Origin of the sequence: Pararhodobacter zhoushanensis (assembly GCF_003990445.1) — a bacterium.
GTDB lineage: Bacteria > Pseudomonadota > Alphaproteobacteria > Rhodobacterales > Rhodobacteraceae > Pararhodobacter > Pararhodobacter zhoushanensis.
Window position 1 is genome coordinate 763,393 of sequence record NZ_REEZ01000001.1, and the last position, 13,224, is coordinate 776,616.

The 13,224-nt window shown below is 64.9% G+C and carries 12 protein-coding genes; all 12 read right to left on the reverse strand.

The genetic code is table 11. The annotated features are described in order from the left end of the window. Positions 1-157 precede the first annotated feature (157 nt). Positions 158-541 (reverse strand): response regulator, encoded by a 384-nt coding sequence (locus tag EAE28_RS03730; RefSeq protein ID WP_127104462.1) that lies wholly within the window; start codon positions 539-541, stop codon positions 158-160. A 127-nt stretch (positions 542-668) separates the two neighbouring features. Beyond that, positions 669-1,514, reverse strand: a complete 846-nt coding sequence (locus tag EAE28_RS03735; RefSeq protein WP_127104463.1) for an SMP-30/gluconolactonase/LRE family protein — start codon at positions 1,512-1,514, stop codon at positions 669-671. Continuing rightward, on the reverse strand, positions 1,511-2,116 hold the full coding sequence (locus tag EAE28_RS03740) for a 2-dehydro-3-deoxy-6-phosphogalactonate aldolase (protein WP_127104464.1): 606 nt from the start codon (positions 2,114-2,116) through the stop codon (positions 1,511-1,513). Before EAE28_RS03740 ends, EAE28_RS03735 begins: the two co-directional genes overlap by 4 nt. Next, positions 2,113-3,015: a 2-dehydro-3-deoxygalactonokinase gene (locus EAE28_RS03745; protein ID WP_127104465.1), complete on the reverse strand. Its 903-nt coding sequence runs from the start codon at positions 3,013-3,015 to the stop codon at positions 2,113-2,115. The genes EAE28_RS03740 and EAE28_RS03745 overlap by 4 nt, the downstream gene beginning before the upstream one ends. A 3-nt stretch (positions 3,016-3,018) precedes the next feature. After that, a complete protein-coding gene (locus EAE28_RS03750) occupies positions 3,019-4,539 on the reverse strand; it encodes an aldehyde dehydrogenase (NADP(+)) (RefSeq protein ID WP_425466754.1) in 1,521 nt (506 codons plus the stop codon). Between the two features lie 5 nt (positions 4,540-4,544). Further along, entirely contained in the window at positions 4,545-5,462 is a 918-nt protein-coding gene (locus EAE28_RS03755; RefSeq protein ID WP_127104467.1) for a dihydrodipicolinate synthase family protein, read from the reverse strand. Continuing rightward, the gene (locus EAE28_RS03760; RefSeq protein ID WP_127104468.1) at positions 5,459-6,493 is read right to left on the reverse strand and encodes an aldose epimerase family protein; all 1,035 of its coding nucleotides are present in this window, start codon (positions 6,491-6,493) and stop codon (positions 5,459-5,461) included. Before EAE28_RS03760 ends, EAE28_RS03755 begins: the two co-directional genes overlap by 4 nt. A 7-nt stretch (positions 6,494-6,500) precedes the next feature. Next, positions 6,501-7,430: a Gfo/Idh/MocA family protein gene (locus EAE28_RS03765; protein WP_127104469.1), complete on the reverse strand. Its 930-nt coding sequence runs from the start codon at positions 7,428-7,430 to the stop codon at positions 6,501-6,503. Continuing rightward, positions 7,430-9,172: an L-arabinonate dehydratase gene (gene araD, locus EAE28_RS03770; protein WP_127104470.1), complete on the reverse strand. Its 1,743-nt coding sequence runs from the start codon at positions 9,170-9,172 to the stop codon at positions 7,430-7,432. Before araD ends, EAE28_RS03765 begins: the two co-directional genes overlap by 1 nt. Positions 9,173-9,200: 28 nt before the next feature. Beyond that, positions 9,201-10,403 (reverse strand): multiple monosaccharide ABC transporter permease, encoded by a 1,203-nt coding sequence (gene mmsB / locus EAE28_RS03775; protein WP_127104471.1) that lies wholly within the window; start codon positions 10,401-10,403, stop codon positions 9,201-9,203. Next, on the reverse strand, positions 10,390-11,934 hold the full coding sequence (gene mmsA / locus EAE28_RS03780) for a multiple monosaccharide ABC transporter ATP-binding protein (protein WP_127104472.1): 1,545 nt from the start codon (positions 11,932-11,934) through the stop codon (positions 10,390-10,392). The genes mmsB and mmsA overlap by 14 nt, the downstream gene beginning before the upstream one ends. Positions 11,935-12,014: 80 nt before the next feature. Next, positions 12,015-13,064, reverse strand: a complete 1,050-nt coding sequence (chvE, locus tag EAE28_RS03785) for a multiple monosaccharide ABC transporter substrate-binding protein (RefSeq protein ID WP_127104473.1) — start codon at positions 13,062-13,064, stop codon at positions 12,015-12,017. Positions 13,065-13,224 lie beyond the last annotated feature (160 nt).

Below are 13,224 nucleotides of genomic sequence, written 5' to 3' on the forward strand. Positions count from 1 at the left end.
CGCTACCAAGTCTTTCTAGCTGATTCTCACAGATGTGGAACCATGACAATATGTAGAATTCCATCCCCGCGAAACCGCGCGCAATGTAAACAAATCGTCACCAATTGGCTCAAGTAATGGTTATCGTCGATAACCAGAAAACAATCGGCGTTCAGGATCAAACAGCCGTGGATGACAGTATATTGGCAATGTCAGCCGAAAGCGCAATCGGGTCGAAAGGCTTTATCACAATCCCCGCCGCCCCGATATCGCGCAGCCGGTTGACCACCTCTTCCTGAGTCTTGGCGGTCATGAAAATGACCGGAACCTGTTTGCACTTGGGCAGACTGCGCAGCTGCTCCAGGGTTTCCTGTCCCGACAGCCGCGGCATCAGCACATCAAGCAGAATCAGATCTGGTGAGATTTCTTCCGCTTTGGCGATCGCCTCGTTGCCATCCGAGAATTGGAACACCTCATGGCCGCCGATGGCCTCCAAAGCGATCTTGGAGATGTCCAGAATATCGTGGTCGTCTTCAACCTGCAAAATCCGCAAACGTGTCATGAACTGATCCTTTCGGACGCTGTACCGTCTTGGTCCTATAGGGGTATGAAGTTGACCACGCAAGCAGCCGAGAACAAGGCCGAAGTCCACGAAACACCGTAAAATGCGGGGTTTTCGGCCTCGGCGGTCACAAATCGACGCGATTCTCCGCCAGTCCGGCGACACCCGCCGGCAGCGAAAAGACACATCCCTGGTCGGCGTCAGGATTGTCGAGCCCGTCATAGGCACTGGTGACGAACAGCGTCGCCAGATCAGCGCCACCGAAAGCCGGGCAACTGCTGTGCAGCCCGGCAACCGCAATCGAGCGGTCAAAGCTGCCGTCCGGCAGAAACCGCTCCACGCAGCCTGCCCCCCAATGTGCGTTCCAGATCCCGCCCTCGGAATCGCACACCGCGCCGTCGGGGTAGCGGCCCTTGGGGGCAAGATCGACAAACGGTGCCGCCGCGCCCCTCGGCCAGCCCTGCGCATCCAGCGCCACGCGAAACAGACGCTGGGCGTCGGTATCGGAGAAATAGGCCAGCGTGCCGTCCGGCGAGAAACACAGCGCATTGGGGATGGTCATTGACGCAAAGAGCTTGCGCAACTCGCCTCGATAATAGCGATAGAGCGCGCCCATGCCGGGCTGCGCCCCCTTGCCCATCGTGCCGATCCAGAACCCGCCCTGCCGGTCGGCGCGCCCGTCGTTCGAGCGGGTGAGCGGGTTGTCAGCCTCAAGCGGGATCACCAGCATGCGGTTGCCCGATGTCAGATCGAAACGCCACAACCCGGTCTCGGACGCGATCAGGAGCGTGTCACGGTCCACCCAACCGGCTGCCGAGACCATGTCATCAAACCGCCACTCCAGTGGCTTGGCACCGTCACGCGAGAGCAGTCGCTTACCCAGAATGTCGAACCAGAAGAGCTGACCGCGTTCGGGGTGCCACAAGGGCCCTTCCCCCAACGCGCAGCGCCGTGTGTCATAGACCGTGCTCATGGGAACACCGCGTCATAGGCCTGCACGATGGCGCGGGCTCGGGTGGCGACCGTGGCGGCATCATCGCCGGGCCGGTAGAGTGCGGTGCCGATGCCAAAGCCGTCCGCCCCCGCGGCTTTCCATTGGGCGAAGTTTTCCGCCCCGGCCCCGCCGACCGCCAGCACCTGTGTCCCCGCAGGCAGCACGGCGCGGATCGCCTTCAACCCGGCGGGACCGATCAGCGAGCCGGGGAACAGTTTCAACCCGTCAGCCCCCGCCCGCAGCGCGGCAAAGCACTCGCTGGGGGTCATCACGCCGGGATACGAGCGCATTCCCGCTGCCTTTGTGGCGCGGATCACCTCGGGGTTGGTGTCAGGTGACACGACCAGCCGCCCGCCCGCCGCCTGCACCGCCGCGACATCCTCAGGGGTCAGCACGGTGCCCGCGCCGATCAGCGCGCGTTCGCCAAAGCGGGTGGCCAGCAGCGCGACCGAGCGCAGCGCCTCGGGCGAATTGAGCGGCACCTCGATGATCTCGATCCCGGCGTCGAGCAGTTCCCCGGCGATCCCCTCGACCGCGTCGGGGGTGACGCCGCGCAGAATGGCGACGATCTTTCGGCTCATGTGTTGTCCCTCCCAAATCTGCGGGCCGCGATCAGCCCCCCCAGTGCCAGCGCTGCACCGTCTTGCTGGCGCACCGCACAGCCCGCGTTGGCAAGTGCCTGGACATAAGCGCTCGCCAGTGCCGCATCGCCGATCACGGTGACCGGGGCGTCCTGCCAATACTGGCGCATCGCCGCCAGTTCCGCGCCGATCAGCAGCCCGGACAGCCGCGCGAGCGCGGCCCCCGCGCACACGGGATGCAGCAACGAGGCGGCGCGGATGCCAAACAAGGCCCCGCTCAGCCCCTGTGGTTCGGCGAGGGCTTCGGCGGCGGCCGCCGCGAACGCATCCGCGTCCCACTCCCCGTCCAAAGAGTGACGCAGCACCGACTGCTGGCCGAGCAGCGCGAACATCTCGCCGGTCATCGCCGTGCTGAACCTCTGGACCGAGCCGCCCGCGACCCGCACCCATTTGGCATGCGTTCCGGGCAGGCACATCGTCCCGTCATAGCCCGGATCAGCGGCAATAAAGCCCGCGATCTGGGTTTCTTCGCCGCGCATCACATCCGCCGGATCGCGCTGACACAGCCCCGGCAGGATACGCACCGACAAAAGCGGATCGTGGGTAGGCGCGGTCACACCGAGACTGCCCGCAGGCGCACAGGGCACAGCGGCATAAGGCGCTTCAACCCACCCCTGCCGCGCGCCCGCCATCCCGCAGATCAGCACCTCAAGCCGCTGGCCCGCCCCGCGCCATGGCGCAATCAGCGCGGCCAGCACGGGTTCGAACCCCTCTGCCGTCAGCCCGCCCATGCCCTGATCCGACGCGGCGCTGGCAATCACCCGGTCCTGCGCGTCCATCGCCCAGACCCGCAAGCGCGAGGTGCCCCAATCCGCTGCGATCCAGTCAGCGCTGGCCATGGCTCACTCCAGATCCTGTGGCAGCAGCGCGGCGGGCAGGTTCTGGTAGCACACCGGTCGCAGGAACCGCCGGATCGCCAGCGTACCGACCGAGGTTGCGCCGAAATTGGTGCTGGCCGGGTACGGCCCGCCGTGCACCATTGCGTCGCAGACCTCCACGCCGGTGGGATAGCCGTTAACCAGCAGCCGCCCCGCCTTGCGCTCGAGGATCGGCATCAGGCCCAACGCCAGATCGGTGTCGGCCTCGTCCATATGCAGCGTGCAGGTCAGCTGGCCCTGCAACGAACGGGCAACGGCGCGCATCTCCTCCAGATCCGCGACCTGCACGATCAGACCCAGCGGACCGAAGACCTCATGCCCCAGCGCTTCATTCGCCAGCCAGTCGGCACCGGTGGTCATAAAGAGATAGGGCGTCGCGTTGCGACGGTCGCAGACCGAGGTCAGCACCGCCTGTACCCCCGCCGAGCCCGCGATCTGGTCGCGGCCCTTGCGGTAGGCGTTCGCGATGCCGTCGGTGAGCATGGTCTGCGCGGCGGCCCCGTCCAGTGAGGCGGTGGCCTTGGCGATAAAGGCTTCGGTGTCCGGGCCTCTGAGCGTCACGACCACGCCGGGATTGGTGCAGAACTGCCCCGCGCCCATGGTCAGCGACCCGGTCCAGCCCGCCGCGATCTGCGCGCCGCGCGCGGCCAGCGCGGCGGGGAGCAGGAACATCGGGTTCACGCTGCCCAGCTCGCCAAAGAACGGGATCGGGTTGGGCCGCGCTGCGCACAGATCAAACAGCGCCCGCCCCGCACCCAGTGAGCCGGTAAAGCCGACCGCGGTGATCAGCGGATGCCGCACCAGCGCGCCGCCGACCTCAATACTGCCACCGTGCACGACTGAAACCGTACCGGGATGCACGCCGCATCGGGTGATCGCCGCAAGGATCGCCTCGGCGACCAGTTCGGTGGTGGCGGGATGCGCCTCGTGCCCTTTGACGACCACCGGACAGCCCGCGGCAAGGGCCGAGGCCGTGTCGCCCCCGGCGGTCGAGAACGCGAGCGGGAAGTTCGACGCACCGAACACCGCGACCGGGCCGACAGGGCGTTCGATCATCCGCAGTTCGGGGCGTGGGGCGGGCTGGCGGTCGGGCAAGGCGGGATCGACGCGCCGGTCGAGGTAATCGCCCGCGCGGATATGGCTGGCAAAGAGGCGCAACTGGCCGGTGGTGCGCCCGCGCTCGCCCTCAAGCCGGGCGGTGGGCAGGCCGGTCTCGGCGTTGCCGGTGGCGGTGAGCAGCGCGCCGCGTGCCTCGATTTCCTCGGCAATCGCCTCAAGAAACGCGGCGCGGGTCTCACGCGACGCGTAGCCATAGGACCAGAAGGCGTCCTCAGCGGCCTGACAAGCAGCGTCGATCAGCACCGCCGACCCGGCAGAAAACCGATAGGCCGGGCCGGTGGACGGGGCCGAGGAGAAGGTTGTTTCTGCCCCCACCCACGCTCCCGCGATCAGGTGTTTGCCGTGCGGTTCATAAGTCACGCCCATCCCCCTTACTTCCCCCACCGAAGTGCAATCAGATCCAGCTCACCCGCCAGTTGCAACAACCGTGTGCGTGTGCGCTCGGACATCGGCTGCAACGGATGGCGCACGGCATCGCTGCCGATCACCCCGCCCGCCCTCATCACCGTCTTGGCCGCCCGCAACCCGCATTGGCGGTTCTCGTGGTTGATCAGCGGCAGGCACAGCTTCCACTGCGCCAGCGCGCCGTCGGTATCGCCCGAGCGGTAGCGGGTGACGATGGGACGGATCCTCTCGGGCTGCAGGGCCGAGGTCATCGTGCCCGTCGCGCCCGCGTCAAGATCGGCAAGCAGGGTTACGGCTTCCTCGCCATCAAACGGCCCGACAATATCGGCGCCCCCGGCGGCGATCAGCGCGGCCAGTTTGTCGGCGGCAAAGGGCGTTTCCATCTTGAAATAGCTGACATTCTCAATCTCGCGCGCCATGCGGACCAGCAGCGGCACCGACAATGTCACCCCTGACAGCGGCGCGTCCTGCACCATGATCGGGATCGAAATAGCGTCCGACACCGCCGCGAAATGCTCCCATATCCCCAGCTCTCCCGGCACCAGTCCAACGCCGTGATAGGGCGGCATCATCATCACCATGCTGGCCCCCATCGCCTGCGCGGCGCGGGCACGCTCGACGACGATGCCGGTGTGGAAATGGCTGATGGTGACGATCACCGGCACGCGCCCGGCGACATGCTCAAGACTGACGCGCATCAAAAGCGCGCGTTCGTCATCCGACAGCAGGAACTGTTCCGAGTAGTTCGCGAGGATGCAGATCGCATCGACGCCCTGATCGATCATGCAATCGAGCACGCGGCGCATGCCCTCTTCATCGACCCGGCCATCGGCGTGGAAGGGGGTTGGCGCGACGGGCAGGATACCTGTTAACGGATGCTTCATGGTTTGGTCCTTTCCTGATCCGAACCCGGCCGGCGGGTCACCGCATAGCGCGAAACCTGCGTCCAGCGCGCGCCGGGTCTGAGCGTGATGGGCGGAAAATCGGGTTGATTGGGGGCGTCGGGCCAAGCTTGCGGCTCGATGGCCAGACCGGCGTGCGGGCGGTACGGCTGGCCGGTGTGCGTGCGCAGCGCACCGGTGTTGATATGCACGCCGTCATAGAGCTGCAGGCCGATGGCGTCGGTGGCAATTTCCAGCGTCACCTCGCCATGGCTCAGCCAGCAAACCGGGCGCAGCGCGGGTGTGCCCGGCAGGCAAAGGTTATGGTTAAGGGGCGCATCCCCCGCCGCCATGACAGCGCGCTGAGAGCGGAAATCGAAGCGGGTTCCAGCAACCGGTGCCTGAACGCCAAGGGGGATTTCGGCGGCATCGGTGGGTAGGTATGTCTCAGCCGCGACCCGCAGGCGATGGTCTGTCAGCCCGTCGGCTGCGCCAAGGGTCCAGTAGGAATGCGGCGCGAAGTTGCAGAACGTCGGCGCGTCGGTCTGTGCGTCGAGCGACAGGGTCAGCGCGCCCTCGTCATCAAGGCTGTAGCGGGCGGTCAGGTCGAGCGTGCCGGGAAAGCCGTCCAGCCCGTCGGGCAGCCGGATCGACAGCGCGCAGCTGGTGGCATCGTGGCCGTCAAACCGCCAGTTCGCCTGCCCCGTGCCGTGCGAGCCTCCGTGCAGCGTGGTGCGCCCCGCCTCGTTGCGATCCAGCGCCAGCACGCGCCCGTCCAGCACCGCACGCCCCCCCGCGATGCGGTTGGCAACGCGCCCGACGACGGCGCCGAAATAGATCATCTCGTCCAGATAGGGCGTGAAATCGGGGCTGCCGAGAACCATCGCCTCGGCCACGCCTGCGATGCGAAAATCCTGCACGCTGGCACCCCAGCTCATCACCCAGACGGTTGTGCCGCCATTCTCCAGCCGGACGCGCCAGACCGGGCTGCCATCGGGTGCCGTGCCAAATTGTTGGATTGTGTCTTGCTGCATCGCACCCTCACCAATTGAACGGGTCGGCCGCAACGCGCCGCCCCAGTGCAAGAGCGTCGGCCACCAGCCGCATGGGCGCAAGGTCCACATCGCAGCCGCCGCGCTGGATCAACTGGGCGAATTTGGCGTAGAGCCGCGGGTATTCGCCGGCGAGCGCCGGGACATTGGGGTCCACCAGATCACCCCCGTCCACCGACAGATGCGCCCCGCCCCCGGTCAGGCGCATCAGCCCGGCGTCGGTTTCGGCCTCAATGGTCCAGGTCTGCTCGCCCTCGTGGCGGAAATCGTAATCCGCGGCGATCTCGGCCCCGCCTGGATGATAAAAGTCGAGCCGTGCGGCAATCGGCGTCTGGCGGTTTTCTGGCACCTCGAGCACCGCCGACGTGACATGGATCGGCACCGGCAGGATCTCGGTCACGATGGACAGCGCGTTGATGCCGGGGTCAAAAACCCCCATCCCGCCGGGTTCCCAGATCCAGTCCTGCCCCGGATGCCAACGGCGCACGTCTTCCTTCCACATCACGCGCAGGCTGCGCAGCGCCCGCTCCGCCAGCCAGCTTTTCGCCGCCGCCACGCCTGCGGCCTCGCGCGAGTGCCACGTAGCGAACAGCGAAACGCGGTGGGCACGGGCCAGCGCTTCGAGCGCGTGAACCTCGGCCAGCGTCGCGCCCGGCGGCTTTTCCAGCATCACATGCCGACCGGCAGAAAGCGCTTGCACTGCATACTCAAAGCGCGGCACCGGCGGCAGGCAAAGCGAGACGACGCGAATATCCGGGCGCTGCGCAAACAGCGTGTCCAGATCCGGGTAGTCCTGCACACCCTCAACCCGCCCGTGACGCGAGACCGTCGCCGCCAGCTCCCAATCCGGGCTGGTGGCGATGGCGGGCACATGCGCGTCCCGCGCGATCTTGCCGATGCCGATCAGGGCGATGTCCATCAATGCGAATCCTTTCCGACCGGCGAACCCCGGCAACCCTTGAGGAAATCCAGATCCGCCCCGGTATCCGCCCCCTCGACATGCGCCTGATGCAGCCACGCATAGCCGCTCTCGGGGCGCTCGTGGTTGGGCCGCCACGCGGCCAGCCGTTCGGCCAGTTCCGCGTCGGAAATATCCAGATGCAGGCTGCGCCCCGGCACATCCAGCGCGATCATATCACCGTCGCGCACCACGGCCAGTGGCCCGCCCGCCGCCGCTTCGGGCGCGGTGTGTAGCACCACGGTGCCATAGGCGGTGCCCGACATGCGCGCGTCGGAAATGCGTACCATATCGGTGATGCCCTTTTTCAGCACCTTGGAGGGCAGGCCCATATTGCCGACCTCGGACATGCCCGGATAGCCCTTTGGTCCGCAATTCTTGAGCACCATCACGCAGGTTTCGTCGATGTCCAGATCGGGGTCTTCGATGCGCGCCTTGTAGTCGTCGATGTCCTCGAACACGACCGCCCTGCCCCGGTGCACCAGCAAATGTTTCGACGCCGCCGACGGCTTCAGCACCGCGCCGCGCGGGGCCAGATTGCCCTTGAGCACCGCGATGCCCCCCTGCGCCGCCAGCGCCTGATCCAGCGGCCGGATCACATCGTCGTTGTGGTTGATGACGTCCTTGACCTCATCCCAGATGCTTTGCCCGGATACGGTCAGCGCGTCCTTGTGCAACTGCCCGCCCTCGCCCAGACGTTTGAGCACCACGGGCAGGCCACCGGCATAAAAGAACTCTTCCATCAGGTACTTGCCCGATGGCATCAGATTGACGATCGTTGCCACATCGCGCCCGCAGCGGTCCCAGTCATCCAAGGTCAGGTCGATGCCGACCCGGCCCGCGATGGCCAGCAGATGGATCACCGCATTGGTCGACCCGCCAATCGCGCCATTGGTGCGGATCGCGTTCTCGAAGGCCTGTTTGGTCAGGATGTCGGACGGTTTCAGGTCATCCTTGACCATCTGCACGATGCGCCGCCCCGACAGTTGCGCCATGACGCGGCGGCGGCTGTCGACGGCCGGGATCGCGGCGTTGCCCGAGAGGGCCATGCCCAGCGCCTCGGCCATCGAAGCCATGGTGCTGGCCGTGCCCATCGTGTTGCAGGTGCCCGAGGAACGGGACATCGACGCCTCGGCCTCGAGAAATTCCTCCTGCGTCATCTCGCCTGCCTTCACGGCTTCCGAGAATTTCCACAGATGCGTGCCCGATCCGACCCGCTCACCGCGGAAATACCCGTTCAGCATGGGCCCGCCAGTCACCACGATGGAGGGCAGATCCGTCGAGGCCGCCGCCATCAGCAGGCTGGGCGTGGTCTTGTCGCAGCCGACCAGCAAAACGGCGCCGTCGATAGGCTGGCCGCGCATCTGTTCCTCGATGCTGAGCGCAGCCAGATTGCGGAACATCATCGCCGTCGGGCGAAACGTGTTTTCCGAGGCCGAGAAGACCGGCACTTCGACCGGAAATCCTCCGGCCTCCCACACGCCGGCCTTAACCTTTTCCGCCAGTTCGCGCAGATGCCCGTTGCAGGGCGTCAGGTCCGACCAGGTGTTCAGAATGCCGATGATCGGGCGGCCGTCGAACAGGTCGTGCGGGTGGCCCTGGTTCTTCATCCAGCCGCGGTGATAGATCGTGTCGCGTGAGGTGCCGCCGTACCATTCCTGGCTGCGCAGCTTTCTTGGCCATGATGCTGGTTGAAACGTCATCTTGATCCCCTTGGAAAAGCGGCTGCGCTCAGCTCTGCTTGCCCTTGTTGTAAACATCGAAACAGACAGCGGCGAGCAGGACCAAGCCCTTGATAACCTGCTGATAATCAATGCCGATGCCCATGATCGACATGCCGTTGTTCATCACCCCCATGATGAAGGCACCGACCACCGCCCCGACGATCTTGCCGACCCCGCCGGACATTGACGCCCCGCCGATGAACACCGCCGCGATCACGTCCAGCTCGACGGCGAAGCCCGCCTTGGGCGTCGCCGAGTTCAGCCGGGCGGCGTAGATCAGCCCGGCCAGCGCGGCCAGCATCCCCATGTTGACGAAGGCCAGAAAGGTCAGGCGCTCGGTCTTGATCCCCGAGAGTTTGGCGGCTTTCTGGTTACCGCCCAGCGCATAGATGCGCCGTCCGATCACGGTATTCTCGGTCAGAAAGGCGTAGATCACCGTCAGCACGGCCATCGAGATCAGCACATTGGGCAGACCCCGGAAGGTGGCGAGCTTGTAGGCCACGAACACCAGCGCCCCGGCAACGATGGTGACGCGGGCGACGAAGAAGGCGGTCGGCTCAGTCTCCATGCCGTATTGCTGCTTGCGGAAACGGGCGCGCAGGCTGAGCCAGACGATGGTGCCCGCCGCGATGATCCCCGCAGAAACGGCGGTGCCGTTGGGCGTGGGACGCTCGAACCCGAAGATGTCGGGCACAAAACCGGTCGACAGCGCCTGAAAATTGCTGGGGAACGGGCCGACGGACTGGCCTTCGAGCAGCCAGAGCGACAGGCCCCGGAACACCAGCATCCCGGCCAGCGTGACGATGAAGGACGGGATCTTCCAATAGGCGACCCAATAGCCCTGCGCGGCACCGATAAACAGGCCAACGACCAGACAGGCGGGCATGGCGATATAGATCGGCCAGTGCCACTGCACGACCATCACCGCCGCCACCGCCCCGATGAACCCCATGACGGACCCCACCGACAAGTCGATGTTGCCCGAGACGATGACCACCAGCATGCCGAGCGCCATCACGATGATATAGCTGTTTTGCAAGAACAGGTTGGTGATGTTGATCGGCCGCAACAGCGTGCCATCGGTGACCACCTGAAAGAACAGCATGATCGCGATCAGCGCGAACAGCAGGCCGTAGTCGCGCACATGGGTCTTCAGGTAATGGCCGAAGTTCTTTTGCACCCGCACGGTGCCGGTTTCAGCCGATTGCATGGCTGTTCTCCTGTGTGTTCACGATGAGCGACATGATGCGCTCCTGGCTGGCCTCGGCGGCGGACAACTCGCCGACCAGCGCCCCCTCATTCATGACGTAGATCCGGTCGCACATGCCCAGCAGTTCGGGCATTTCGGACGAGATCATCACCACCCCTTTGCCGTCGCGGCTCAGGTCGTTGATAATTCCGTAAATCTCGAATTTCGCACCGACATCAATGCCGCGCGTCGGCTCGTCGAGGATCAGCACCTCAGGCCCGGCGAACAGCCATTTTGACAGCACGACCTTTTGCTGGTTGCCGCCCGACAGGTTCACCACATGCTGAAACACGCTGGGCGTGCGGATGTTCATCGCCGCCCGGTAGCGTTCAGCCACGCGGGTTTCCTCGGCCATGTTCAGCACCCCGGCGCTGGAAACGGCGGGCAGATTGGCCAGGGTGATGTTGCGCTCGATGGTCTCATCCAGCACCAGCCCCAGGCTTTTGCGGTCCTCGGTGACATAGGCCAGCCCGGCGGCAATCGCCCCGGTCACCGTCGAGACATTGACCGGCTGACCATGCAGCTGCACGTCGCCGGAAATGTTGCGCCCGTAAGACCGGCCAAAGAGGCTCATCGCCAGTTCGGTACGCCCCGAACCCATCAGCCCCGCGATCCCCACCACTTCCCCGGCGCGGACGTTGAAGCTCACGTTGCGGATGACCTGACGATCGGCATGGTCAGGGTGCCAGACGTTCCAGTTGCTGACCTCAAGCAGCATCTCACCTGCCCGCGGCTCGCGCTCAGGGTAGCGGTTGGCCATATCCCGGCCGACCATGTCGCGCACAATCTGGGCTTCGCTGACCGCCTGAGTGGTGGCGTCCAGTGTCGAGACAGTCGAGCCGTCGCGGATCACGGTGATCGTATCGGCCACCCGGCGGATTTCGTTCAGCTTGTGGCTGATGATGATCTGCGTGACGCCCTGCGCTTTCAGCTCCAGCATCAGGTCCAGCAGTGCCTGACTGTCGGATTCACTGAGCGCGGCGGTCGGTTCGTCGAGGATCAGCAGGCGGACCTCTTTGGACAGCGCCTTGGCAATCTCGACCAGCTGCTGCTTGCCGACGCCCAGCGTATCCACCAGCGTGGTCGGCGGCTCGGTCAGACCGACTTTCCTGAGCAGGGCTTCGGTGCGCTTGTTGGTTTCATGCCAGTTGATGACCCCGCCGCGCGCCAGTTCGTTGCCCAGATACAGGTTCTCGGCAATCGACAAGAGCGGCACCAGCGCCAGCTCCTGATGGATGATGATAATCCCGCGCGCCTCGCTGTCCGCGGTCGAGCGAAACTGCGCCAGCGCGCCGTCGTAATGGATCTCGCCGTCATAGCTGCCTGCGGGATAGACCCCCGACAGCACCTTCATCAGCGTTGATTTCCCCGCGCCGTTCTCCCCGACCAGCGCGTGAATTTCCCCCTGCCGCACCGACAGGGTCACCCTATCCAGCGCCTTGACGCCCGGAAATGTCTTGGTGATCGACCGCATCTCAAGCAGCGCAGGCATGCTCGTCCTCCATAGATGCAACGGATCCGCCCGCATCCGGTGACACGGGCGGATCCTTGGGCCAAAGCCTTGCTTTTGCGTCAGTTCAGCTGGTCGGCGGTGTAATAGCCCGAGCCGACAAGCACCTCTTCCCAGTTCGACGCATCGACCGACACCGGCGAGAGCAGGTACGAGGGCACCACCAGCACGCCGTTGTCATAGGTCGAGGTATCGTTGATCTCGGGCTCGGTGCCGTTGATCAGCGCTTCGACCATCCCGACGGTCACGCGGGCCAGTTCGCGGGTGTCCTTGAACACGGTCGAGTACTGCTCACCGGCGATGATCGACTTGACCGAGGGGATCTCGGCGTCCTGCCCCGAGACGATCGGCATCGGCAGATCGCCCGAGCCGTAGCCGACACCACGCAGCGACGACAGGATACCGATGGACAGCCCATCGTAAGGGCTGAGCACGCCATGCACCTGATTTTCGGTGTAATACGCCGACAGGATGTTATCCATCCGCGACTGCGCCACCGCACCGTCCCAGCGCAGCGTACCGACGGTTTCCATGCCTTCCTGACCGGAAGCGACATTGATCGTGCCCGCGTCGATCAGCGGTTGCAGCACCGACATGGCGCCGTTGTAGAAGAAATAGGCGTTGTTATCGTCCGGCGAGCCGCCGAAAAGTTCGACGTTATACGGGCCGTCGCCAAAACGCTCGTGCAGGCCCTCGACCAGCGAAGTGGCCTGCAGCACACCGACCTGAAAGTTGTCGAAGGTCGCGTAGTAGTCCACATGCCCGCTGTCGCGGATCAGGCGGTCATAGGCAATGACATGGATGCCCGAGGCCGCGGCGTTTTCCAGCGCGTTGGACAGGGTGGTGCCGTCGATAGCGGCGATCACCAGCACGTCCACGCCGCGCGTGATCATGTTCTCGATCTGCGCCAGCTGGTTGGGAATGTCATCTTCGGCATATTGCAGGTCGGTGTCATAGCCGGCGGCCTCGAACAACTCGACCATCGAGCGTCCGTCCGAAATCCAGCGAGACGATGATTGGGTCGGCATGGCGATGCCGATGGTGGTGGCATAGGCGCCGCTTGTCAGCACAAGCGACGTCGCCACCGACGCCAGAAGCGCGGTGAATTTCATGTTTTCCTCCCCAAAGGCGCGCCCGCAGCAAAAAGCGTGGCGGTACGCGAACTCCGTTTCCCCGGGTCTTGTGACCCCGCGACTGTGATAGCTCCCGGTTGTATGCGTGTAAAATTTGATTATTGCTCATCTGCATATCATTTGTGATATGCTCTGCGGC

Excerpts from the sequence above, each read along its gene's own strand:
- EAE28_RS03730 (WP_127104462.1), bottom strand. The coding sequence starts at position 541 with ATGACACGTTTGCGGATTTTGCAGGTTGAAGACGACCACGATATTCTG.
- EAE28_RS03735 (WP_127104463.1), bottom strand. The coding sequence starts at position 1,514 with ATGAGCACGGTCTATGACACACGGCGCTGCGCGTTGGGGGAAGGGCCC.
- EAE28_RS03740 (WP_127104464.1), bottom strand. The coding sequence starts at position 2,116 with ATGAGCCGAAAGATCGTCGCCATTCTGCGCGGCGTCACCCCCGACGCG.
- EAE28_RS03745 (WP_127104465.1), bottom strand. The coding sequence starts at position 3,015 with ATGGCCAGCGCTGACTGGATCGCAGCGGATTGGGGCACCTCGCGCTTG.
- EAE28_RS03750 (WP_425466754.1), bottom strand. The coding sequence starts at position 4,539 with ATGGGCGTGACTTATGAACCGCACGGCAAACACCTGATCGCGGGAGCG.
- EAE28_RS03755 (WP_127104467.1), bottom strand. The coding sequence starts at position 5,462 with ATGAAGCATCCGTTAACAGGTATCCTGCCCGTCGCGCCAACCCCCTTC.
- EAE28_RS03760 (WP_127104468.1), bottom strand. The coding sequence starts at position 6,493 with ATGCAGCAAGACACAATCCAACAATTTGGCACGGCACCCGATGGCAGC.
- EAE28_RS03765 (WP_127104469.1), bottom strand. The coding sequence starts at position 7,430 with ATGGACATCGCCCTGATCGGCATCGGCAAGATCGCGCGGGACGCGCAT.
- araD (WP_127104470.1), bottom strand. The coding sequence starts at position 9,172 with ATGACGTTTCAACCAGCATCATGGCCAAGAAAGCTGCGCAGCCAGGAA.
- mmsB (WP_127104471.1), bottom strand. The coding sequence starts at position 10,403 with ATGCAATCGGCTGAAACCGGCACCGTGCGGGTGCAAAAGAACTTCGGC.
- mmsA (WP_127104472.1), bottom strand. The coding sequence starts at position 11,934 with ATGCCTGCGCTGCTTGAGATGCGGTCGATCACCAAGACATTTCCGGGC.
- chvE (WP_127104473.1), bottom strand. The coding sequence starts at position 13,064 with ATGAAATTCACCGCGCTTCTGGCGTCGGTGGCGACGTCGCTTGTGCTG.